Consider the following 25,058-nt stretch of genomic DNA (forward strand, 5'->3'; position numbering starts at 1 on the left):
CTTCTAATATTTTAATATTGAGTAAACCTTGTTATTATGTAGTTTTTCTCTACCATTTAAGTCTTTTAATTCTATTAAAAATGCTAATTCATATATATTTGCTTTTGCACTTTCAACTAATTTTACCATTGCTTCAGCTGTACCACCTGTTGCAAGTAAATCATCTACTATTAATACATTTGATCCTTCTGTTATTGCATCCTTATGTATTTCTATAGTATTTTTACCATATTCTAATTCATATGAAGCTTTTATTGTTTCTGCTGGTAACTTACCTAATTTTCTAGCTGGAACAAATCCTGCACCTATTTCATAGGCAATAACTGCACCAAAAATGAAACCTCTTGCATCTGCTCCTAACACATAGTCTATTCCCTTATTCTTGTATCTATTTATGAAGTCGTCTATAATTAGCTTTAACCCTTGTTTATCCTTAAGTGCTGTTGTAATGTCTCTAAAAAGTATTCCCTCTTCTGGAAAATTAGGTATGGTTCTAATCATACTGCTTAATTTTTCATTTTCTAACTTAGTCATCTTTTTCTCCCTCTTCGTCTAAAAGTATTATTCTTACCTTGACGATTCTTTTATTTTCTACACTCATAACTTTTATTATATATTTATCCAGTGTTACTTGATCATTTTCCTTAGCAACTTGCCCTAACTTATATTGCACAAACCCTGATATTGTTTCATATTCTTCAGATAAAGGAATAGATATATTAATTTCTTCATCAATTTCATCAACTGTTGTTTCACCTAATACATCATATATATTATCTGATATCTTAACTATACTATCTGCTTCAACATCATATTCATCACGTATATCTCCAACAAATTCTTCTAGTATGTCTTCTATTGTAACTATACCTGATGTACCACCATATTCATCTATGATTATAGCCATATGGTTTTGTTTGATTCTAAAATCTTCAAATAATTTTGAGATGTTCATTGTTTCTGGAACATACATGGCCTTTCTCATATATTTTTCAATCTTTTGCTTATTATCAACATTTATTATATCTTTTAAATACAAAATCCCTCGAATATCATCTATGCTTTCTTTATATACTGGTATTCTAGAGAAGCCTTGTTCTATTATTTCGTCTATATTCTCCTCCAATGTTTGGTCTTTATCCAAAGCATAAATTGATGTTCTAGGTGTCATTATTTCTTTAACTGTTGATGAGCTCAATTCCACATTACTTTCTTCAGTTTTCTCTTCTTTCTCTTCTAATATACTGACAGTCTTCTCCTGTTTTATCCGTGTAACTATTAAGTATATGTTTAATATAACGGATATTGCTAATATGAGGCCTATCCCTATTTCCATTTTATTCTCCTTTTTTGTTTATATCTATATGTCTACGCCAGAAATTTAATTCTTGAAGTTTTGCTGATATATCCACAGAAATTACTGCGATTTCTCTTGGTAATTCTATTTTAAACGCAGTTAAATTTAATATGCCCTTTATACCACTTTTTACAAGTTGTTTTGCAACTGCTTGTGCTTCTTCCTTATTAACAGCTAGTATTGCTTGATTTATATTGTATTTTCTTATATATTCATCCATTTCATCTGAACCTTTTACAATTATATCAAGACCTTCTGTTTTTTGTCCTATTTTTTCTTTGTCCTTATCAAAAACTTCTACTATTTCAAACCCTTTACCTAGTACTACACTATTAGATACTAACATAGATCCCATCTTACCATAACCTACTAGTATCAATTTATTCTTCTTGTCTATCCCTAAAATATGTTCAAGTATTTCTATTAGCTTTGCGACATCGTATCCTCTGCCTCTTACACCAAATTCGCCAAATGTTGATAAGTCTTTCCTAACTTGTGCTGCTGTACTATCCATTTTTATAGCAAGATCTAAAGAATTAATTTTCTTTTCATACTTACTTACTTCATACAAAATAGTTAAATATTCTGTTATTCTTGTTACCATGCGACTTGAAATATCTTTCGATGTAAAATCAACTTTCTTTTCCATAAAAAACATCTCCTAGTAAAACTTTTCTACCATTTACTATATCTGCACCTGATTGTATTTTTTTACCTTCAAATTTTACACTTTTTAATCTTACAGCCCCATTCAAGCATTTTACAATAGGACCTTTTTTAGTTATTTCAACTACTTGTCCCATTTTACCTTCATATTCTTTGTCTATTTTTTCAACCTCATATACTTTTATATGTTCACTACCCTTTAATATATATGCTGTTGGTGTTGGATTAAATGCTCTTACCTTGTTGTATATTTGTTCTTTTGTTAAATTGAAATCTAAAAGGCAATCAGATTTTTTAATTAAACTAACAACTACAGCCTTTGCATCATCTTGTTTAGTTCTTGTAATTGTACCTGACAAAATCTTTTTAATTGTTTTGTCTAATAAGCCATAAGACATATTAGATAATTTTTCAGTTAATGTAGCTAAATTATCTTTTTCATCTATATCAACTTCTTCTACTTCTAATATATCTCCTGTATCTAATCCTTCATCTATTAACATTATTGTTAACCCTGTCTTTTTATCACCATTTAAAAGTGCATGATGTATTGGTGATGATCCTCTATATTTTGGCAGAATTGATGAATGGACATTTATTATACCATATTTTGGTAAATCTATTAATCTTTTTGGTATAATTTTACCATAAGCTGCGACTACTATCAATTCTGGGTCAAAACTTTTTATATATTCATAAGTTTCATCATTTTTCAAACTTTTTGGTTGTAAATATTCTATATTATGCTCTATTGCAAATTCTTTTACTGGCGAATAATTTATCTTATTCCCCCTAGAATTTATCTTATCTTCTTTAGTAACGACAAGACGCAAATCTGTATTTTCATATAGATATCTTAAAGATTCCAAACTAAATTCTGGTGTCCCCATAAATATTGTTCTTATCACTACTATCCCTCCTTAGAATTCTCTTGGTTTTGAATGTCTTTTTATATTTTCCAATCTCTTTCTTATTAGACTCTTGTTTATTGGTGACAAACGGTCTATAAACATCATACCATTTATATGGTCTGTTTCATGTTGGAAAGCTTTTGCCCATAATCCTTCCATAACTTCTTCAACAACATTACCATTTTCATCTAAATATCTAACCTTTATCTTATTAGGTCTTGCAACTCTTTTAAATATACCTGGTATAGATAAACATCCTTCTTCCATTTCAACATTGTCGTCTAATACTTCTAAGATTTCTGGATTTATACATTTTTTTACTATTTCATCTATTTCCAATACAAAGTATCTTCTATCTATATCAACTTGATTAGATGCTAAACCTACACCATTTGCAAGTCTCATAGTTTCAACCATTTCATCTAAAGTTTTTCTTAATTCATCATTAATCTCTTCTTTTTCTAATGGTGTTGACTTTGTTCTTAAAATTTTTGCTTCATAAACTTGTATATTCACTTCTTTTCCTTTCTATAGCATATTATTTGGATCTACATCTACTAATATCCTTGTAACTATCCTATTTCTATTTTCTATTAATTTTCTAATAATTTTCTTTATTACCTTATCATTTTTTCTGTCATATAGTATGTTTATATTAACTCTATATCTTTTACTTGCCTTATATACCATACACTTTGCCACAGGATATATTTTAGCATAAGTCCCTAGTTTATTCAAAATATATTGATAACAACTACTAGCTATTTTATTAAGTCTATTTTCATTTGTATCGGTAAATAATATTTTTATGTGTTTCTTATATGGTGGATAACCCAATTTTTCTCTTAGCTTCATTTGTTCTTCATATATTAGGTTATAGTCATTGGTGATTATAGAGTTTATTAGAATTGAATCTTTATCATATGTTTGAATGAAAACTTGTCCTTTTTTCCCTTCTCTACCTGATCTACCTGAAGCTTGTGCTATTAACTGATAACTTCTTTCATATGCCCTATAATCTGGATACGATAACATTTGATCAGCATTTAGTATACCAACTAAAGTAACATTTGGAAAGTGAAATCCTTTTGCTAATATTTGAGTTCCTATTAGAATATCATACTTATTATTCAAAAAATCTTGGTAAGCTTTATCTATTTTTGTTTTACTTGTCATAGAATCTGCATCCATTCTTAATATTCTATCCTCATCAAAAATTTCTTTTAATCTTTCCTCTAACTTTTCTGTACCTGTACCTTTTTTTTCTAACTTCTCACTACCACAGTACTTACATCTTGTAATCATCTTATATGTCTTACCACATTGATTGCACTTTAGAATGTTGTTTTTATAGTACGTTAGACTAAAAGTACATATATCACATTCCATATTTTTTTTACAGTCTCTACACTTTAAGATAATTGAATATGCCTTTCTATTAAGTAATAGTATTACCTGTTCTTTATTTTTTAATTTTTCATTAATTCTTTCTATTAATTCATCAGTTAAAAAATCTTTTTCCTCGCTAATATCTTTTACTATATACTCAGGTAATTTTGCTCCATTATATCTATTTTTTAATATATGCTCTTCTATGTCCTTATTTTTCACCTGATACATAGTTTCAAATGAAGGAGTTGCAGAACCTAATACTACTTTTGCATTTTCAAGTAATGCCCTTTTTATTGCAACATTTTTTACATGATATCTTGGTGCTTCATCTTGTTTGTATGTACTTTCATGCTCTTCATCTATTATTATATACTTTAAATTAGAAAGATTACTAAATATTGCAGATCTAGCTCCTAAAATTACCCTTATTTTCTTTTCTTCTATGAGATTAAAGTACTTTATCTTTGCGTTCTTAGTTAATTTACTATGCCATAAGGCAATATTTTGACCAAGTGCCTTTTCCAAATTTTTCTTTAATTGACTTGTAAGTGTTATTTCTGGAACTAATAGTATGGCACTACCATCTTCTTTTAAAGCTTTTTGTATTAACTTAATATATATTTGTGTCTTACCACTACCAGTTACACCATTTATTAGATGTACTGTCTTACTAGAATTAACTATATCCAAATATACTTTTTGTTGTTCATCACTTAAATGTACTTCTTCTATTTTTGTGTTATTCTCTTTTATATCTTTATATTCTTTTTTTTCTGGTTTTTCTATTATACTAAGTAAATTACCATATGGTTCGATATAGTAGTTGTGTATAAATTGCATTAGCGAAAAAAGCTTTTCATCTAGTCTTTTATCTAGCACTTTTTCTATGTTCTTTATGCTAAACTCTTTTTTTAATACATTTACTTTCTCAACTACTATACCTTCCATTTTTTTGTTATTATAGTCAACTACACAGTATGTTCCAAGCTTTATTTCTTCATCACTTTGGTATGTGAATAGCATATTCATTTTTTTTAATTGAATATTATAGTACATAGTTCTCCTACTTTAATTCTATTATTATTGGTGTATTTTCATCTATCTTAGTACCTAACTTAACGCTTTGACTTACTACTTTTCCATGACCTTTAAATTTTATATTTTTATATTTTTTATATGATGACAATGATATTATTTGTCTTAAGCTTAAACCACTTAAGTCTGGCATCATCTTATTTTGAAGATCCAAATTAATCAATCCTAAATCACGAGGTTTACTTGTATTTTTAGCAACTACTATATTATCACTCTTATTTCTTTCTTCTATATCTGGTATATATGAAGGTTCTATTCCTTTATATTTTATGAGCTTTTCTAATAAATCTCTTGCAGGAGGTAGGGCTACTGCCGCACCATAATATGCTCCATGAGGTTCATTTATTGTTATTAACACAGAATATTTAGGTTTATCTGCTGGGAAAAATGCGAAGAATGATGAGAAATACTTTCCTTTTTCATATCCTCTAGGTCCTGCTTTTTGAGCAGTACCTGTTTTTCCACCTATTCTATAACCTGGTATTATTACACCTCTACCTGTACCTGATGTAACAACATTTTCAAGAATTTCCCTTATTTGTGCTGAAGTTGCTTCTGATATTGGAGTGTATAGAACTTGTGTCTTATTCTGTAAAACTACATTTCCATTAACATCTACTACCCTATCGACAATAAATGGTTTTAAAAGTTTTCCACCATTTATTGTAGCATTTAGTGTTGTTAACATTTGTAATTGAGTCATAGATATACCTTGTCCAAATGATACATTTGACTTTCTTACTTCAGTAAATGATTTTAATGAGAATAGTCTACCTGATGATTCAAATGAAGTATCTATACCTGTTTTTTGTGATAAACCAAATTTATGTAAGTAATTATAGAAGATATTACTGTCCATAAGTTGACCTATCTTTACCATTGCAACGTTACCTGAGTGAGTTATTATCTTAGTTATTGTAAGATCTCCTCTTGTACTTGAATCGTGGTCATGTATTATTCTATCTTTAACTTTAACATACCCATCTGAGTGTATTATTGTATCTTTATTTATTAACTTTTGTTCCATAGCTATTGAAACTGTTATTGGCTTAAATATTGAACCTGGTTCAAATAGGTCTGTTATAGGTCTATTCTTTATTTCCGACTTATTTGTAGCCTTAGGATATGAATCCATAGCAATAATACGTCCTGTATCTGCTTCCATTAATATACCCATAGCAGATTCTGCACTACTATCTTCATATGCTTTTTCCAATATTTCATCTAACCCATATTGCATAACACTGTCTATAGTTAAGTATACATTATTACCTGGTTTAGGTTCTTGTAATACCTTATCATCTATTAAAGATTGTAATGTGTAATCCTTATATGTATCTGTTGCAGGTTTATATACCTTAACCTTACCTTGTACACCTCTTAAGTACTTATCATATGAGTTTTCAACTCCGTATACTGGCTTTCCTTCCTTATTTAAAAACCCTATAACTGACTCAAACTCATTACCTACAACTGTGTATCTTTCAGATTTTTGTTGATAAAATATCCATTTACCTATAACTCTACCTTTTCCAGACTTTTTACTTTGTTTTTTATAGTCACTAATTTCCTTAACTAGTTTTTCTTTTAAGGTATAGTCTATTTCTATCTTGAAATCATAAAAATGCTTTTTCTTAAGTTTAGTATCTCTTATTGCCTTTTCAACTTCTTCTTTTGATTTACCTACGTATTTTGATAATATATTTGATATATCAGATACAAACTTATCATCCAAATTCATAGGATCAAGAGTTATATCATATTTTTCAACGTCAAAGGCTAATTTATGATTATCATTTGAGTATATACTACCCCTTTTAGCATATATTTGTTCAACTTCAAATCTCTTTTCATCAATCTTTTTTCTACCACCATCTATTGCTGAACTTATTTGAAAGTAAACTAGTTTACATAAAATTATTAATATCATAAAACAAACAACAAAACTGTAAAGTCCTATAGCACTTATTTTAATTTTAAATTTCATATTTTTACCTATTTACACTTTTCTAATATTAAATCTGTAACAAGTTTTGGATTTGCCTTACCTTTAGATAACTTCATAGCTTGACCCATTAAGTATTTCATTGCTCTATCCTTACCTGCTTTTAGATCTTCTACAGACTCCTTATTATTCTTTATTACTTCATCTACTAGGGCTTCTATAGCCTTCATATCTGTTATTTGAGCTAATCCTTCTTTTTCAACTATTTTCTTAGGTGTTAAATCTGATTGTATCATTTTTTCAAATATTTCTTTTGCAATCTTTGAGCTTATAGTCTTATCATTAATTAAGTTTATTAACTCTGCTAGTCTATCTTCTCTTATTGTAAACTCATCTATATTGCAATTTTTTTCTTTTAGTACTCTTAATACTTCTGTTAGTATCCAGTTACATGATAGTCTTGGATCATTTGTTAATTTAACAACATTTTCAAAATAGTCTGCTAATTCTGGTTCATTTGTTAGAGGTATAGCTTCTAATTCTGGTATCTTGTACTCTCTCATAAATCTAACTAATTTTTCACCAGAAAACTCAGGCATAGTCTTTCTTATTCTTTCTAATCTTTCATCACTTATTACTACTGGTGGTAAGTCTGGTTCAGGGAAGTATCTATAATCCATAGCATCTTCCTTTGATCTCATGGTTCTTGTAACTCCATTTTCTTCATCCCAAAGTCTTGTTTCTTGTACTACTCTTCCACCATTTTCTATTACTTCTATTTGTCTACTTATTTCATAATCAATAGCCTTAGCAACTGCCTTAAATGAATTTAAATTTTTAGTTTCTGTTCTTGTTCCTAACTTCTTTTCTCCCACTTTTCTTACAGAAACATTAGCATCACATCTTAATGATCCTAATTCCATACTTACATCACTAACTTTTGTGTATTTTATTCTTTCTTTTAGTGTAGTTAAATATGCATATGCTTCTTCAGAATTTTTTATACATGGTGTAGTTATTATTTCAAGTAAAGGCATAGAAGCTCTGTTAAAATTAAGTAAACTTTCTGTTGATAAGTGTATACTCTTTGCTGTATCTTCTTCTATTTGTATTCTTTCTATTGTAATTTCTGATTCCTTACCACTATTAGTCTTTACTTTTAATTTACCATTTTCAGCATATGGTTTAAAAAATTGTGTTATTTGATAATTCTTTGGTGAATCAGGATAGAAATAGTTCTTTCTATCAAAGAAACTTAATTTATTTATTTCACACCCTAATGCAAGTGCTGCTTTTATTGCGTAATTTAAAACTTCATCATTTAATTTTGGTAGTGCACCTGGTTCACCAACACAAGTAGGTGTTATACAAGTATTTGGTTCTTTTTCGTCATATTCTGCACTTGCACTACACCAAATCTTAGATTTAGTCTTTAATTGTACGTGTACTTCCAAACCTATTACTGATTCGTAATTCATTATTTTTCCTCCATTTCTGGATATTCTATTTGTCCTCTAATTTTTTCATATACATTTGATACATTTAGTATTAAATCTTCTTTGAAATAGTCTCCTATTAATTGCATACCTACAGGAAGTCCATTTTTCATACCAGTTGGAACTGAGATACTAGGTAACCCTGCCATACTTACACAAACTGTGTATATATCTGATAAATACATAGTTAATGGATCTGATATCTTTTCACCTTTTTTAGTTGCTGTAACTGGTGAAGTTGGTGTTAAAATTAAGTCAACTTCTTTAAAGGCTTTTTCAAAATCTTCTTTTATTAGTCTTCTTATTTGTGAAGCTTTTTTGTAGTATGCATCATAGAATCCTGAACATAGTACATAATTTCCTATCATTATTCTTCTTTTTACTTCTTTACCAAAACCTTGTGTTCTTGTCTTTACATACATATCTTCAACTGATTCATTAGACTTTCTATCACAGTATCTAACTCCATCATATCTTGCAAGATTAGATGCAGCTTCTGCTGAAGAGATGATATAGTATGTAGAGATTGCATATTTTGTATGAGGTAAACTTATTTCTTTAAATTTAACTCCTTCTTTTTTTAATTGTTCTATCGCTGTATTTATGCTATCTAATACATCTTTATCTAGTGTTTTAGTATAATATTCCTTTGGTAAACCTATAACTAGGTCTTTTAGTTCTTTATCTAATAGCTTTGTATATTCTGGTACTGGTATATCAGAAGTTGTAGGATCTAATTCATCATATCCCGCTATTATTTCAAGTAACCCAGCTATATCTTCTGTATTTCTTGCAAGTACTCCTATTTGGTCTAATGAAGATCCAAATGCCATTAATCCATATCTTGATACTCTACCATAAGTAGGTTTTAATCCAACTACACCACATAAACTGGCTGGTTGACGCACACTACCACCTGTATCTGATCCTAATGCTATATATGCTTCTTTTGCAGCTACCATTGCTGCTGATCCACCACTTGAACCACCTGGTATTCTTTCTAAATCAAAAGGATTAGAAACATTTTTTACACTTGAATTTTCTGTTGATGACCCCATAGCAAACTCATCCATATTAGCCTTACCAAAAGGTATTACCCCTGCTTTTTTCATTCTTTTAACTACTGTTGCATCGTATGTACCTACATAATCTTTTAATATCTTTGAAGCTGCTGTCGTTTTTTCCTTATATGATACTATATTATCCTTTAGAGCAACTGGCACTCCATAAAGTTTTGAATTAGGTTCTTTTTCATCTAATTCTTTTGCAAATTCTAATGCACTATCTTTATTTAAACTTACATATGCTCCTATTTTATCGTCTACTCTATCAATTCTTTCAGATAATTCTTCTACTACTTCACTAGAAGTTAGCTTTTTCTCTTTTATCATTTTAGCTATTTCTGTTGCACAATAATCATATATTTTCATTCTCACACCTCCATTAAACTATCTTTGGTAAAATTACAAATTCTTCATCTTTCTTAGGTGCATTAGCTAAGAAATCTTCTTTTTTTTCTGTGTTGTTTACTATATCTTGTCTTGTTCTATCTTTAAGTTCAAGAACATTGTATAAAGGTTCTACCCCTGTTACATCTACTTCATTAATTTGCTTAATATAGTCAAAAATTTCATTTAATGATTTTTCCATATCAACTAATTCTTCTTCATTAAATTCTAATTTTGACAATTTAGCTATTTTTAATACTTCTTCTCTACTTAACATATATATCTCCAATCGTACTTATAGCTTCTTTAAATATTCAATTTCATCTTTTGTTAATTTTCTGTACTTACCTACTTCTAAGTTTTTTAGAGTTAATTCTCCGACTTTAACTCTCTTTAAACTCTTAACAAAATATCCTAAAACTTCAAACATCTTTCTTATTTGTCTATTTCTACCTTCGAATATTGCAATTCTAACTTCTGTCTTAGTTAATACTTTAACCTTAGCTGGTGCTGTTTTTACACCATCTATTACCACTCCATGTGATAAAGCTTCTATGTGATCTTCTGTTATTTCTTTGTCTATAGTAGCGATATAGCTTTTGTATAATTTTTGTCTTGGATGCATTATCTTATTATACAAATCTCCATCGTTACTTATTATTATCAACCCTTCTGTTAAATAGTCTAATCTTCCATAAGTGAATAGTCTTTTATTTGAATTAATTAGTGAAACTGCTGTTACTCTTCCGAACTTATCTTCATTAGAACAAATTACTCTTTTGGGTTTGTTTAGGATATAGTACTCGTATTGGTCAAGTTTTACACGAACTCTTTCACCATCTATTCTAACTACATCATTTTCTCTTACTTCGTCACCTTTTTTCGCAACATCCTTATTTATCGTTACTCTACCTATATCTATTAACTCATCGGCTTTTCTTCTAGAACAAAAACCTGATAGAGCTATATATTTATTTATCCTCAATATTATCCTCCTTATACTCTTTCAACCATTGAGCTTTTTCCATGTTAAATAATTCTTCTTTTGATTCTATGCCAACATAGCCATAGAAATTTTCTGTAACCTCATAAAGTTTAGGATTCCCTAAACTCTTTTTTCTACCACTAGCATATATTAATTTCTTTTCAAGTAATGTTTGTATACTACCATCTACACTAACACCTTTAATGTCTTCTATTGCTGATTTAGTAATTGGACCTTTAAAGGCTATTATTGTAAGGGTTTCCATACTAGATTTTGACAACTTTTTTACTTTTACAGTAGGATTAAAGAAATCCTGTATTGCCTTACCACAGTTAGGATTGGTTACAAATTTTACCATTTCTTCCTTTATTTCTAAATTAATACCTGTATTTTCTCTTTTTTCTTTTAAGTCTAATAGAAGGGTCTTTGTTTCTTCTACAGTCTTATTCAAAAAATCTGCTAATTCTTCTATAGGAACAGGTTTATCTGACAAGAAAATTATTGCCTCTATTTCATTTAAATCCATTCTAATACTCCATATATTGTGGTACTATTATATTCCCATATTTATCAAAGTCGTCAAATATACGTGCCATACCATTAACCACTGTATGAATAGGGTCTTCTGAAATAGTAACTTTTAATTTGAATTCTTCTTCTATTCTTTGTTTTAGTATGCGTATATTTGCACCTCCACCAGTTAAATATATACCTGTTTCATAAATATCTGCTGATATTTCTGGTTCTATTTCTTCTAATGCTATCTTTATCTTTTCTACTATTTTATCAATATTTTTCTTAATAGCTGCATCAACTTGGCTACCAACTATTACTAACTCTTGAGGTAGTCCGTTTGCTGTACCCATACCCTTTATTGTTATTTCTTCTTTATCTGTTGGTGCTGAAGTTGCTAGTATTTTTAATTTTTCAGCTGAAGTTTCTCCTATTATTATACTATATTGATCCTTTATGAACTCTATTATATCAGCATCAAAATCATCTCCAGCAATCTTTATTGATTCAGACTTTGATGCTCCACCTGATGCAACAAAAGCTATTTCTGTTGTACCTGCACCAACATTTACTATTAAATGTCCTTTAGGTTCAAATATATCTATTCCTGCACCTATAGCTGCTACTATAGGTTCTTCTACTAAATATACTTCCTTTATACCTAAATCACTTACAACATTGAAAAATGATCTTTTTTCTACTTGTGTTACACCACTTGGAACACAGACTATAGCCTTACCTTGTAGTACTGCATCTTTTCCTATTCTTTCTAAAAAATCACCTAACATTTTTACAGTCATTTCATAATTTGATATTACACCATTTTTTAATGGACGAATTATTTCAATAAAATTAGGTCTTCTTCCAGCTATTCTCTTAGCATCATTCCCTATTTTATCAACTACTTCTGTTTTAATATTTCTTGAAACATATGTAGGTTCATCAACTAAAATACCATCATTTTTTACGTAAATTATTGTATTTGCAGTACCTAAGTCTATACCTATTTCTTTGTAAACTCTTGATTTAAAAACTGTGTTCTTAATCTTTTTTAATTGTTTTAATATCTTCATTTTATTCTCCCACTATATTATTTTATATCCACTATCATCTAATACACCGTTATTTTTTAACTCTTCATTTATTCTTGATGCTCTATTAAATCCTATTTTCAATTCTCTTTGCAATAAAGATATTGAAATCTTATCTTCAGCTTTTTCTACTAGTTCCAAAGCCTTAGAGTAATATGGATCTTGATCTTCTTCATCTTCTGTAGGTGTTAATATATCCATATTGTATACAGCTTCTTTTTTAGATTTTAATACTGTAGTTAAGTTAACAACCTCATCGTCTGATATGTATGCTCCTTGTATTCTTTCTAATTTTGAGCTTCCACTTTCAAGTAAAAGCATATCTCCTCTACCCAATAGCTTTTCTGCACCAACTTGATCTAATATTGTTCTTGAATCTATTTGTGATCTTAGTGCAAATGATATTCTACTTGGTAAGTTTGCTTTTATCATACCAGTTATTACATCTGTTGATGGTCTTTGAGTTGCTACTATCAAATGTATACCTACAGCTCTTGCTTTTTGAGCTATACGTGCTATTGAAGTTTCAACACTATTAGCTGAAACCATCATAAGGTCTGCTAATTCATCTATTATTATTACTATATATGGCATTTTATCATGCTTTACAAGCCTATTGTATGACTTAATATTTCTAATTCCTAATTCTGCTAATTTTTTGTATCTTAATTCCATTTCAGATACAGCCCATTTTAAAGCTATAGCCGCTTGTTCTGGATCTATTATTACTGGAACTAGCAAATGTGGTATACCATTATATGGCATTAATTCTACCATCTTAGGGTCTACAAGTATAAACTTAACTTCATCACTACTTTTCTTAGAAATCAATGTAGATACTATTGTATTTATCGCAACACTCTTACCTGATCCTGTTTGACCTGCAATTAGTAAATGTGGCATTTTAGCAATATCTATTATCTTATCTCTACCAATAATATCCTTACCTAGTACAACGCTTAATTCTCCCTGTTCTAGTGCCTTATCATGTATTAAATTTGAGAAATATACATTTTCCTTTATCTTATTAGGTGTTTCAATACCTATTGTTGACTTACCTGGTATAGGTGCTTCAAATCTTACACTTTCTGCTTCTAAATACATAGATATTTCATCAGATAATTGTGTCACCTTATTAACCCTAACACCTGTTGGTATGGTAATTTCATAACGAGTTATTGTAGGTCCAGTAGCATAATCAACTACCTTCGCATCAACACCAAATTCTTTTAAAACTTTTTCTAGTTTTTGTATATTTTCATTTATCTCTTGCTTCATTTTTAATTTTTCTTTTTCATCAACCTTTTTATACTCAAAAACTTCTTCTATTGATTTTTTTAAGTCCTCGTCGATTTTTTCTATTTTAACTTCTTTTTGTACAGGTTTTGGCTCTGTTTTTTCTTCTACTTCTGTCAATACTTCTGTTTCTTCTGCTACTACTTCTTCTTCTTTTTCTTCTTTTTTTATACTATCTTCAGCTTGTTGTATTCTTTCCTTGTTCTTTATATATTCATCCCATTTTTTTTGTTGTTCTTCTAATTCTTCTTTTGAATAATATTCAGTTTTATCAAAGTAATTTTCCTTAGGTTTTTTTGATATCTTCTTATCAAAGCTTTCATTAGATAAGGTTATTATTACATTTTTTACCTTATTCTCTCTTTCTTTTGCTAATATTTCTTTTTCTTCTCTTTCTAACTTCTTTTTAACTTCTAATATTTGCTTTTTCTTTAAGTATTCTTCTGAATTAAAGTATTTATGTGTCTGAACTACTATACTAATCCCTAAGAATATTACTCTTGAGAAAGCTAAGAAAAGAAAAATAATAGAAAGAATTAAAAGTGATAATTTGTATACCACATTATTACTCAGGAAGTATAAGGGGATTGAACTTACAGCTCCAAGTAATCCTGCACCACCTTTAGAAAATCCAAATTCTAACAATTTTTGTCCTGCTTTTATTAAACTTTGTTCTGAACTTACATCTATTTTACTAATAGTCATAAATGAAGAAAGTAATACTGAAAAGATAATATAGAAAATCTTTTTAGATAGTGAAATTTCTTCTTCTACGATTATGCTAATTATTATTACTACTAAGGCCAGTATTAGAAAATAGTACATAGACCCAAATAATATATGGAAAAATCCATTTATTTTTAATAACACTGTATTAACTACACCTGAATTAAGTTGTAGAGAATTTCTTAAAAAGTCTGTTACTAGTAAGACTAAGACTAGTATAGAACTTACAATTAATTCAAGTATATTTATCTTCTTTTTGTTTTCATTTGCTCTTATTCTTTTTTCGCTTATAGTTAAATTCTTTTTCTTCTTCACTTTTCCGTCCTTCACACTACACATTTTCACTTGTACATTTTAACATAATTTTTACTTTTTTTAAATGCTTATACTTTGCTTTTAATATTTTTATTTTCTTCGATTTTATTTGATTTTATTTGATTTTTTTTTAATAATCGATTATACTATGAATATACGGCGAGAGCCTATATATATAGTAGTCAAAAAAATCTTTATAAGGAGGAAAAAAACATGAAGAAAATAGCACTTATGGCTTTAGCATTAACTACTGTCTCTGCATTTGGTTGGGAAGTTAATGTTAAAACTGGTTATGATTTCTACAGAGGTGGAAAAAAAGTTACAACTAATACAGATAAAGATGACGTTTTAGGTAACGGATGGACACTTGGTGCAGAAGTTATACCTTTCAACAAAGGTGTAGTTGAACTTGGTGTTGGTACTGAATACAATTTTGGTACAACTAAAGATAGATTCAGTGAATATAACAATGGTGTAGAAAATAAACAAGCTCACCACTTTGCACCTATTTACGCTTTAGCCAAAGTAAATCTATTTAGATCTGAAGACAATAATTCATCAGCTTATGCTTTAGCTAGATTTGGTGGTGTTGTTTACGGAACAAAAGATAATAGTAAAGATACATACACTAACCGTGGTGGAGTTTACTATGGTGCAGGTTTAGGATTTGACTATGGTCACTTCCTAGTTGAAGGTCTATACGATGGTGCATACTTACCTAAGACTGATACAGCAACTGCTGAATTTATTAACAAAGCTGGTATAAGAGTTGGATTTAAATTTGGTGATTACAAGGTTGTAAAACCTGTTGTAGTTGAAGAAGCTCCAGCACCTGCTCCAGTAGAAATTGTAGAACCTGTTGCTCCAAAGGTAGTTAGACCTACTAAAGTTGAAACTAAAACTAAATTTATACATGCTATGTGTGATGCAGAAGCTAAGAAATGTGTAATTCACGGATTTAAGATCGACGGAAGAAAACCTAACAAGAAGGAATCTAAAGACTTAGGAGAAGTTGTTAAATTATTAAACGACTTTGCTGATTCAGGAACTATTGATATAGTTGGACATACTGACTCAACTGGTTCTGATAAATATAACCAAAAATTATCAGTAATAAGAGCACAAGAAGTTAATAAATTATTAACTCAATACGGATTAAAGAGCGAATACAAGATTAACTCTGTTTCAGGTAAAGGTGAAAAAGAACCTATGGCTACAAACAAGACTAGAGCTGGTAGAACTCTAAACAGACGTGTTGAATTATTATTTAGTGACATTGTTAGATAGTTAAAGAGAAAAGTGCAGAAATGCACTTTTTTTCTTGCAATTTTTTAAAAAAAATGTTAATATTATCTGTAATACCGAAACGGTCCTCTAGATATTATTTATCATACGAACGTTTTATAACGAAGGGAGTGTATATTTTTTGAAGGAAAGATTAATCGAACTTGTAGAAAAGAAATATCTTAAAGCTGATGTAACTAAAGAAATGTTCAAAGCTGGAGATACTATTGCAGTTTACTACAAAGTTATTGAAGGAAACAAAGAAAGAATCCAAGTATTCGAAGGAATAGTTATTAGAGTTTCTGGTACAGGAATAGCAAAAAATTTCACTGTAAGAAAAGTTTCTTCTGGTATAGGAGTTGAAAGAATAATACCTCTTAACTCACCATCTATCGAAAAGATAGAAGTTAAGAAGGTTGGTAAAGTAAGAAGATCAAGACTTTACTACTTAAGAAATCTTTCAGGTAAAGCTGCTCGTATTAAAGAAATTAGAAATAAATAAAAATAGACACAATTGTGTCTATTTTTTTAACATAACAGGCAAGAAGTCGCCCACCTCTGCAGGTTGTGTGATGAATTGCCCTATTTTTTTTAGAGAATAAAGTGATATAATCAAATCAGTAGATATATAAAAATAGGAGTAAAATAATGATATTAGATAGTAATTCTCATTCAGTATTCTTACTGTATTATCACTTAGTTCTTATTGTAAAATATAGAAGAACAAGGACAAAGGATTAAATAATTTTGAGGGATGTGGACTGATGAAACAGCTAAAAGCATATAAATTTAGAATTTATCCAAGCGATGAACAAAAGATATTTTTTAGTAAAACTTTTGGTTGTGTTCGCCTTGTATACAATCTTATGCTAAATGATAGAATTAAAGCATATGAAGAAAGTAAGGGTAATCCTGATAAAAAATTAAAATATCCTACTCCTGCAAAATACAAAAAAGAGTATGAATTTCTAAAAGAAGTTGATAGTCTTGCTCTCGCTAATGCTCAAATGAATTTAGATAAAGCATATAAAAACTTTTTTAGAAATAAATCTGTTGGTTTCCCTAGATTCAAATCTAAGAAAAATCCTGTACAGAGCTATACAACTAATAATCAAAATGGAACTGTAAATATTTTTGAAAAATGGTTAAAACTTCCAAAATTAAAAGAATTAGTAAAAATAAAAGTGCATAGGAAAGTAAATGGTATAGTAAAATCTGCTACTATTTTGCGTAATGGAAGTGGTAAGTATTTTATCTCTTTGTTATGTGAAACAGATATTCAAGAAATGTCAAAAACTAATTCATCTGTAGGAATTGATTTAGGTATAAAAGATATAGCTATTTTATCTACTGGAGAAAAAATAGAAAATCTTAAATTTAGAAAGCAATTAGAAAATAAATTAAAAAGAGAACAAAGAAAATTATCAAAAAGATTTTTAGTTGCTAAAAAAGAAAATAGAGAATTAAGCGAATCTAAAAACTATCAAAAACAAAGAATTAAAGTAGCCAAGATACATGAAAAAATTATGAATATGAGAACAGATTTCTTAAATAAGTTGAGTACATATATTATCAAAAACCACGATATTATTTGTATTGAAGACTTAAATACAAAAGGACTACTTCATAATAATAAATTATCTAAATCTATTGCTGATGTATCTTGGGGTAATTTTGTAAATAAACTTGAGTATAAAGCGAAATGGTATGGTAAAGAGATAATAAAAATAGATAGGCTATATCCATCAAGTCAAATATGCTCTGTATGTGGGCAACGTGATGGCAAGAAAACTCTTGATGTAAGAGAGTGGACTTGTACAATTTGTCATGCTCATCACGACAGAGATATAAATGCAAGTAAAAATATATTGACAGAAGGTCTAAGAATAAGACAAGCAGTCTAAAAGGAAGTATAAAGAACCGTAGGAACTACGGGGATAGCTTGGTAAATATAGTTGGCTAACGAAAGCAACTACTTCCCAAGAAGAAGCTCCCACTTCAAAAATTACAAAGTAATTTTAAGTGGGAGAGGTTCACTCTAAAGGTACACCAGCTGGTAAACCTTCTTCTTGTTGCATTTTTAATAACTTTTCATAATACTTTGCTAAACCGCTAGTAGATGTTTCCCTATAACCTTGACGCAAATCCTTACCTGTTTCTGCCATAGTCACTATTACATCATCAAAACTTATTATATGATCTGGATCTACTGACATTACATAATTTGCTGTATTAAGTGCCTTTACAGAAAATACTGCATTACGTTCTATACATGGTACTATTACATATCCTCCTATAGGATCACAAGTCATACCAAGTGCATGTTCCATTCCACTTTCTGCTGCATATTCTATTTGATTAGCATTACCACCCATAAAATATGTTGCCATAGCTGAAGCCATAGAACAAGCTGAACCTATTTCTGCTTGACATCCACCTTCTGCTCCTGAAACTGTCGCATTTTTCTTTATTATCGATCCTACAAGACCTGCAATTGCTAGTCCACGTATTGCTCTTTTTCTATCTATATTAAATTCTTCGACCATAGCTACTAATACTGCTGGTATAACGCCACAGGCACCACAAGTAGGGGCTGTAACAACCTCTCCAGCACTAGCATTTTCTTCAGATGATGCAAGTGCATATGCAAACATCTTCTTAGTTAATTTAAGTGATTCTGGTGCAATCATAGCTTTTTCATACATTTCCTTTGCTTTTCTTTTAAAACGTAATTTAGCAGGTAGTAAACCTTCTTTTTTTATACCTCTTTTTACACATCTATACATTGCATCATATATATCATCTAAATACTGTTCTATATCCTCATTCTCAAATACATATTCCCACATCTTTTTATTATTCTTTTTACACCAATTAACAATATCTGTCATATGTTCAAGCTTATATGGTTGTTCTACACTACTTTGTTCTACAACACCATTCTTTATTTCTCTTATAGACCCACCACCTATAGAAAAGACTTCCATAGTGTCTAAAATATTGTCTTTTTCATCAAGTGCAACTAATTTCATATAGTTTGTATGATATGGATGGATAAAACTTGGATCCCAGAATACTGTTGTTGGTTTTGGCATAAATGTTTTTTCTATTATCCAATCTGTCATGTGTCCCTTACCAGTAGCTGCAAGACTTCCGTATAGATAAGCCTGATACTTTTTAGCATCTGGGCATCTTTTTTTAAATTCTTTTGCTGCTCTTTCAGGTCCCATGGTATGTGAAGATGAAGGACCACAACCAATCTTAAATACTTCTTTCAAACTTTCCATAAACACAGTTCCTCCTATGAAAATGATAACATATATTTAAAAATATTTTCAAGTGATAAAAATATATTAAAAACGGCTAGATTTTACTCTAGCCACATAACAATTTTTTAGGGTTTAAAAGGGTGTGATATAAATATATCGCAGTTATATTTACATATATATTATACAACTTTTATAAATTTTGTCAACTATTAATTTTTCATTTTATTTTATTAATGAAATTTTCTTAACTTGTGCCCCTGTATATTGAACAACAACGCTTGCAACCCTAGTTGCAAAATCTAATGATTTTTGTATATCCCCTTCATTATACATACTGAAGAATGCCCCCATAAATGCATCTCCAGCTCCTGTCGTATCTACAGCATTCACTTTTTCTGCATCACATTCAATTTTTTCTTTTTTTGTAATATACTTTGAACCTTTTTTACCTAAAGTTAAAAGTATACTTTTTACACCAAGATCTAATAATTCCTCTATGCTCTTACCTAAAAATTTTAGTTCAATTTCATTTACAACTAAACAATCTAATTGTTTTAGGTATTCATCAGGAATATGTCTTGCTGGTGCTAAATTTAATGCAACGTATTTACCTTTTTCCTTTGCTTTGTTTATGATATAGTAATTAGTTTGTTCTGGGATTTCATTTTGCAATAAGATGATATCATTTTTTTCTATTAAATCCATATTTTGTTCTACAACACTAGGGGTTAATAGGTTATTTGCCCCTGGGGTTATAACTATCATATTTTCTGAATCATCAGATACCATAACTATTGCTTTACCTGTACTTTCATCACATTCTTTTATACTACAATTACAAAAACCTAAATCAGACAGATATTTTTTTACTTCTACACCATCACCATCAGTTCCAACACAAGCTAAAAAATCAACATTAGAACCTGTTAGTTTTGCACTAAATGCTTGATTACAACCTTTTCCACCATATTGTTTTTTAAAGCTTTTTGCAGTTATTGTTTCAGATGGTTTAGGCATATTTTTTACATTGAAAATGTAGTCTATATTCACACTTCCAACTACTAGTATATTATTCATAACTACCTTCTTAAACTATCTTGTATTCTCTTTTTAGTTCCTAGAATATCTCTATCTTCTTTAATTTTTTCTTCAGTTGCCTTCTTAATTGCTTGTTCTCTTTGTAAACGAACTGCACTTTCTTGTGATGCTTCTATAATATCTTCTGCTAAAACTGTAACTACGTTTTCTTTGATTTCTAAAAATCCTCCAGAGACGACATATAGTTTTTCATCTTCATCTTTTAAACGTATTAACATTTGCCCACTACCTAATGAAGTAACATAATCTATGTGGTTTGGCAAAATCCCTATATCTCCTCTTGCTCCTTTTACTTTAATAAAAGTAACATTAGAAAAAGTATATTTTTCACCTGTTGGACTAACTACCAAAACTTCTAAAAGGTTATTATTCATTTTATTCACCTTCCAATGATCTTGCTTTTTCTACAGCTTCATCTATTGTACCAACGAATAAAAATGCTTGTTCTGGTAAATCATCATATTTACCTTCAAGAATTTCTTTAAATCCTCTTATTGTTTCTTTTAATGGTACATATTTACCTTTCATACCTGTAAATTGTTCAGCTACTGAGAAAGGTTGAGAGAAGAATCTTTGTATTTTTCTTGCTCTATTAACTATTACCTTATCTTCTTCACCTAGTTCATCCATACCTAATATTGCTATTATATCTTGCAATTCTTTGTATCTTTGTAATACTTTTTGAGTTTCACGTGCTACCTTATAGTGTTCATTACCAACTATATCTGGTTCCAATATTCTTGATGTTGAATCCAATGGGTCAACAGCTGGATAAATACCTAATGAAGCTATTTGTCTTGACAATACTGTTGTTGCATCCAAGTGTGAGAATGTTGTCGCTGGTGCTGGGTCAGTTAAGTCATCCGCTGGTACATATACAGCTTGTACTGATGTTATTGATCCTGTTTGTGTTGATGTTATTCTTTCTTGTAATGCTCCCATTTCTGTTGATAAGTTTGGTTGATATCCAACAGCAGAAGGCATTCTTCCTAATAGGGCTGAAACTTCTGCCCCTGCTTGTGTAAATCTAAATATGTTGTCTATAAACAACAGTACGTTTTGTCCTTGCTTATCTCTAAAGTATTCTGCCATTGTAAGTGCTGTTAATGCGACTCTTAATCTTGCCCCAGGCGGTTCGTTCATTTGTCCATAAACCAATGCCGTATTATTAATTACACCACTTTCTGTCATTTCGTTGTATAAGTCTCTACCTTCTCTTGTTCTTTCACCAACTCCAGCAAAAACTGATAATCCTCCATGACCTTTGGCAATATTATTTATTAATTCTTGTATTAATACTGTTTTACCAACTCCAGCTCCACCAAATAGTCCTATCTTACCACCTTTTAAGTATGGTGCTAATAAATCGACTACCTTGATACCTGTTTCTAGGATTTCAAAACTTCCTCCTTGTTCTTCAAAACTTGGAGCTTCCTTGTGGATAGAATCCATTTGTTCTGTTTTAATTTGTCCCTTGTTATCAACAGTTTCTCCTAAAACATTAAATATTCTACCTAATGTTTCTTTACCTACTGGAACTTTAATTGGTGCTTCTGTATCTAATATTTCTAATCCTCTTTTTAGTCCATCTGTATTTGACATTGCTACAGCTCTAACAGTGTTATTACCCAAATGTGAATGTACTTCTGCTACTATTCTTTTACCATTTAGATAAACTTCTAGAGCATTGTATATATCAGGCAATTTTTTTTCAAATTTAGCATCTATTACTGGACCTATTATTTGAGTGATTATCCCTTTATTTTCCAATATTGCACCTCCTATTTAAGAGCTGATGCTCCTCCAACTATTTCGTTAATTTCTTGTGTTATCTTTGCTTGTCTTATTCTATTGTATTCTAATGTCAATTGCTTTATTAATTCTTCCGCATTATCACTTGCATTCTTCATAGCCATCATTCTTGCAGAATGTTCACTTGCTGTAGTTTCTAGTAATGCTTGATAAAGTTTAATGTTTAACATCTGTGGAATAAGTTCTATTAATACATCTTCTTCATTTGGTTCAAAGATTGTACTAGTAGACTTTTTACCTTTCACATTACTTTCAAAAGGCAATAGTCTTTCTTCTAAAAGTTTGTATTCGATAACAGATACAAACTTAGAATAAATTAAATATACTTCATCATAATTATCTGATAAGTAATTATTAACTATATCAAGACTTATAGTTTTTGCTTTTTCAAACATTGTTTCTGGTATTAATTGTATATATTCACTATCAACATTAACATTTCTTGCATCACAATAATCTCTTGCTTTTTTACCTATGGAAATTACTGAAACACTTTTACCTTCTTTTGTAAACTTATTTATCATATTTTCCATTCTCTTTAAAGCATTACTATTAAAGCTTCCGCATAGACCTCTATCAGAACTCATAACAATTAAGCAAACTTTTTTTACATTCTTTTTACCATCAAATAGAATATGATTTTGACCAACAACACTTCCTAGAATGTTTTCAAAAACAACATCTAATGCATCTGAATATGCTCTTGACTTAAAAGTTAATGTTTGAAACTTTTTAAATTTTGTAGATGATACTATATTCATAGCATTAGTAATTTGTCTTGAATTTTTAATACTATTTATTCTTTCTTTAATTTCTTTTGTATTTGATGCCATTTTTTACCTCTAATGAACATAATCTTTCTTGAAATTAGTCATGAATTCTTCTATTTCTTCTTCTATTTCAGGTGTAATAGCTTTCTTTTCCTTTATATGTTTCAACAAATCAGTTGTATTTGCAGCTGATGCTAACATTTCTTCTTCAAAGTTTCTTACATCTTCTATATCAATATCATCTAATTTTCCATGTGTTGCTGCATAGAATACTAATACTTGTTCTTCTACCTTATATGGACTGTATTGAGGTTGTTTTAGAATTTCCATTATTCTTTCCCCTCTATTTAATTGGTCTCTTGTTGCCTTATCAAGATCTGAACCAAATTGAGCGAATGCTAATAGTTCGTTATATTGTGCTAATTCCAATTTTACTCTTGATGCTACTTGTTTCATAGCCTTTATTTGTGCTGATCCACCAACTCTTGAAACTGATAAACCTGCATTAATTGCTGGTCTAAATCCTGAATTGAATAAGTCAGTTTCCAAGAATATTTGTCCATCTGTAATTGATATTACGTTTGTAGGGATATATGCAGATATATCTCCTGCTTGTGTTTCAATTATTGGAAGTGCTGTTATACTTCCTCCGCCTAATTCAGGAGATAATTTTGCTGCTCTTTCCAACAATCTTGAGTGTAGATAGAAGACATCCCCTGGATAGGCTTCTCTTCCAGGCGGTCTTTTTAATAGTAGTGACATTTCTCTATATGCTACTGCATGTTTTGATAAATCATCATAAATGATTAAAACATGTTTACCATTATCCATGAAATATTCACCCATAGTTACTCCTGAATATGGAGCTAAATATTGCATAGATGCTGGTTCAGAAGCTGTTGCCGCTACGATTATAGTCTTATCCATTACGCCTTTTTCTTCTAATTTTTTTGCAATATTTGCAACAGTAGATCTTTTTTGTCCTATTGCAACATATATACAATAAACATCTGTATCTTTTTGATTAATTATTGTATCAATAGCTATTGCTGTTTTACCAGTTTGTCTATCTCCAATTATTAATTCTCTTTGTCCACGACCTATTGGAACCATTCCATCTATTGACTTTATACCTGTTTGTAATGGTTCACTAACTGGTGCCCTGTCAATTATTCCAGAAGCAGTACGTTCTACATCCATATACTTTGTAGCTTCTATACTTCCTTTACCATCTATAGGATTACCTAATGAATCAACAACACGACCTAGTAAGACTTCTCCTACTGGTACTCTTGTAATATTTCCAGTTCCTTTAACTAAGTCACCTTCTTTTATACTACCGTTTGTCTTCAACATTACAGCACCTACATTGTTTTCTTCAAGATTAAGTACCATTCCTATTGATCCATTAGAAAATTCTAGCAATTCTCCAGCCATCGAATCTTTTAAACCGTAAATATTTGCTATTCCATCACCTATTTCAACAACAGTACCCACATTCTTTATATCTAAATTTTTCTTGTAACCTGATATTTCAGAACGTATAATCTTGCTTACTTCATCTGGTTTTATACTCAAAGTATTCACCT

23 protein-coding genes and 1 pseudogene are annotated in these 25,058 nt (G+C 29.8%); 4 read left to right on the forward strand and 20 right to left on the reverse strand.

Annotation, left to right across the window (positions count from 1 at the left end; genetic code table 11):
* Window positions 1-3: 3 nt before the first annotated feature.
* The 14 genes from VC03_RS06270 to VC03_RS06335 are packed head-to-tail and all read right to left on the reverse strand — an operon-like array spanning window position 4 to window position 15,236.
* Window positions 4-534 (reverse strand): adenine phosphoribosyltransferase, encoded by a 531-nt coding sequence (locus tag VC03_RS06270; protein ID WP_046329174.1) that lies wholly within the window; start codon window positions 532-534, stop codon window positions 4-6.
* The gene (locus VC03_RS06275) at window positions 527-1,336 is read right to left on the reverse strand and encodes a hemolysin family protein (RefSeq protein ID WP_052727727.1); all 810 of its coding nucleotides are present in this window, start codon (window positions 1,334-1,336) and stop codon (window positions 527-529) included. The genes VC03_RS06270 and VC03_RS06275 overlap by 8 nt, the downstream gene beginning before the upstream one ends.
* 1 nt (window position 1,337) lies before the next feature.
* Entirely contained in the window at window positions 1,338-2,006 is a 669-nt protein-coding gene (locus VC03_RS06280; protein ID WP_046329175.1) for a redox-sensing transcriptional repressor Rex, read from the reverse strand.
* Window positions 1,990-2,931, reverse strand: a complete 942-nt coding sequence (gene fmt / locus VC03_RS06285) for a methionyl-tRNA formyltransferase (protein ID WP_338055756.1) — start codon at window positions 2,929-2,931, stop codon at window positions 1,990-1,992. Before fmt ends, VC03_RS06280 begins: the two co-directional genes overlap by 17 nt.
* A gap of 12 nt (window positions 2,932-2,943) precedes the next feature.
* Window positions 2,944-3,450 (reverse strand): peptide deformylase, encoded by a 507-nt coding sequence (gene def, locus VC03_RS06290; protein ID WP_046329176.1) that lies wholly within the window; start codon window positions 3,448-3,450, stop codon window positions 2,944-2,946.
* A 12-nt stretch (window positions 3,451-3,462) separates the two neighbouring features.
* Window positions 3,463-5,382: a replication restart helicase PriA gene (priA, locus tag VC03_RS06295; protein WP_046329177.1), complete on the reverse strand. Its 1,920-nt coding sequence runs from the start codon at window positions 5,380-5,382 to the stop codon at window positions 3,463-3,465.
* A gap of 7 nt (window positions 5,383-5,389) precedes the next feature.
* Window positions 5,390-7,408: a PASTA domain-containing penicillin-binding protein gene (locus VC03_RS06300; protein WP_046329178.1), complete on the reverse strand. Its 2,019-nt coding sequence runs from the start codon at window positions 7,406-7,408 to the stop codon at window positions 5,390-5,392.
* Window positions 7,409-7,416: 8 nt separating this feature from the next.
* Complete coding sequence (gene gatB, locus VC03_RS06305; protein ID WP_046329179.1) at window positions 7,417-8,844, reverse strand: Asp-tRNA(Asn)/Glu-tRNA(Gln) amidotransferase subunit GatB; 1,428 nt, start codon at window positions 8,842-8,844, stop codon at window positions 7,417-7,419.
* Window positions 8,844-10,292 carry an Asp-tRNA(Asn)/Glu-tRNA(Gln) amidotransferase subunit GatA gene (gatA, locus tag VC03_RS06310; protein WP_046329180.1) on the reverse strand — a complete coding sequence of 483 codons (1,449 nt, stop codon included), beginning with the start codon at window positions 10,290-10,292 and terminating at the stop codon, window positions 8,844-8,846. The genes gatB and gatA overlap by 1 nt, the downstream gene beginning before the upstream one ends.
* A 13-nt stretch (window positions 10,293-10,305) precedes the next feature.
* Window positions 10,306-10,587, reverse strand: coding sequence for an Asp-tRNA(Asn)/Glu-tRNA(Gln) amidotransferase subunit GatC (gene gatC, locus VC03_RS06315; protein ID WP_046329181.1), 282 nt, complete (start codon window positions 10,585-10,587; stop codon window positions 10,306-10,308).
* Window positions 10,588-10,605: 18 nt separating this feature from the next.
* Complete coding sequence (locus tag VC03_RS06320) at window positions 10,606-11,295, reverse strand: pseudouridine synthase (protein ID WP_046329182.1); 690 nt, start codon at window positions 11,293-11,295, stop codon at window positions 10,606-10,608.
* Window positions 11,282-11,821, reverse strand: coding sequence for an SMC-Scp complex subunit ScpB (scpB, locus tag VC03_RS06325; RefSeq protein WP_046329183.1), 540 nt, complete (start codon window positions 11,819-11,821; stop codon window positions 11,282-11,284). The genes VC03_RS06320 and scpB overlap by 14 nt, the downstream gene beginning before the upstream one ends.
* A gap of 1 nt (window position 11,822) precedes the next feature.
* Window positions 11,823-12,881, reverse strand: coding sequence for a rod shape-determining protein (gene mreB / locus VC03_RS06330; RefSeq protein ID WP_046329184.1), 1,059 nt, complete (start codon window positions 12,879-12,881; stop codon window positions 11,823-11,825).
* Window positions 12,882-12,893: 12 nt separating this feature from the next.
* On the reverse strand, window positions 12,894-15,236 hold the full coding sequence (locus VC03_RS06335; protein WP_237223928.1) for a DNA translocase FtsK: 2,343 nt from the start codon (window positions 15,234-15,236) through the stop codon (window positions 12,894-12,896).
* Between the two features lie 213 nt (window positions 15,237-15,449).
* On the opposite strand from VC03_RS06335, the gene VC03_RS06630 reads away from it, so the two are divergent.
* From VC03_RS06630 to tnpB, 4 genes and pseudogenes are all read left to right on the forward strand, one after another.
* Entirely contained in the window at window positions 15,450-16,523 is a 1,074-nt protein-coding gene (locus tag VC03_RS06630) for an OmpA family protein (protein WP_052727728.1), read from the forward strand.
* Window positions 16,524-16,662: 139 nt separating this feature from the next.
* On the forward strand, window positions 16,663-17,022 hold the full coding sequence (gene rplS / locus VC03_RS06345) for a 50S ribosomal protein L19 (RefSeq protein ID WP_046329185.1): 360 nt from the start codon (window positions 16,663-16,665) through the stop codon (window positions 17,020-17,022).
* 146 nt (window positions 17,023-17,168) lie between these two features.
* Window positions 17,169-17,243: pseudogene (locus VC03_RS06745) on the forward strand (IS200/IS605 family transposase); the annotation flags it as partial.
* A 41-nt stretch (window positions 17,244-17,284) separates the two neighbouring features.
* The gene (gene tnpB / locus VC03_RS06350; protein ID WP_046329186.1) at window positions 17,285-18,424 is read left to right on the forward strand and encodes an IS200/IS605 family element RNA-guided endonuclease TnpB; all 1,140 of its coding nucleotides are present in this window, start codon (window positions 17,285-17,287) and stop codon (window positions 18,422-18,424) included.
* A gap of 129 nt (window positions 18,425-18,553) precedes the next feature.
* Here the strand turns inward: tnpB and VC03_RS06355 are convergent, their stop codons facing one another.
* The 6 genes from VC03_RS06355 to atpA form a co-directional block, all read right to left on the reverse strand.
* Complete coding sequence (locus VC03_RS06355; protein WP_046329187.1) at window positions 18,554-19,807, reverse strand: L-serine ammonia-lyase, iron-sulfur-dependent, subunit alpha; 1,254 nt, start codon at window positions 19,805-19,807, stop codon at window positions 18,554-18,556.
* A gap of 204 nt (window positions 19,808-20,011) precedes the next feature.
* A complete protein-coding gene (locus VC03_RS06360; protein ID WP_046329188.1) occupies window positions 20,012-20,866 on the reverse strand; it encodes a ribokinase in 855 nt (284 codons plus the stop codon).
* 2 nt (window positions 20,867-20,868) lie between these two features.
* Window positions 20,869-21,261, reverse strand: coding sequence for an ATP synthase F1 subunit epsilon (gene atpC / locus VC03_RS06365; RefSeq protein ID WP_046329189.1), 393 nt, complete (start codon window positions 21,259-21,261; stop codon window positions 20,869-20,871).
* Window position 21,262: 1 nt separating this feature from the next.
* Window positions 21,263-22,657 (reverse strand): F0F1 ATP synthase subunit beta, encoded by a 1,395-nt coding sequence (atpD, locus tag VC03_RS06370; RefSeq protein ID WP_046329190.1) that lies wholly within the window; start codon window positions 22,655-22,657, stop codon window positions 21,263-21,265.
* Window positions 22,658-22,668: 11 nt separating this feature from the next.
* Window positions 22,669-23,532 carry an ATP synthase F1 subunit gamma gene (atpG, locus tag VC03_RS06375; RefSeq protein WP_046329191.1) on the reverse strand — a complete coding sequence of 288 codons (864 nt, stop codon included), beginning with the start codon at window positions 23,530-23,532 and terminating at the stop codon, window positions 22,669-22,671.
* A gap of 9 nt (window positions 23,533-23,541) precedes the next feature.
* A complete protein-coding gene (gene atpA / locus VC03_RS06380; protein WP_046329192.1) occupies window positions 23,542-25,047 on the reverse strand; it encodes a F0F1 ATP synthase subunit alpha in 1,506 nt (501 codons plus the stop codon).
* Window positions 25,048-25,058 lie beyond the last annotated feature (11 nt).

The sequence above is a fragment of the Sneathia vaginalis genome (genome assembly GCF_000973085.1).
GTDB lineage: Bacteria > Fusobacteriota > Fusobacteriia > Fusobacteriales > Leptotrichiaceae > Sneathia > Sneathia vaginalis.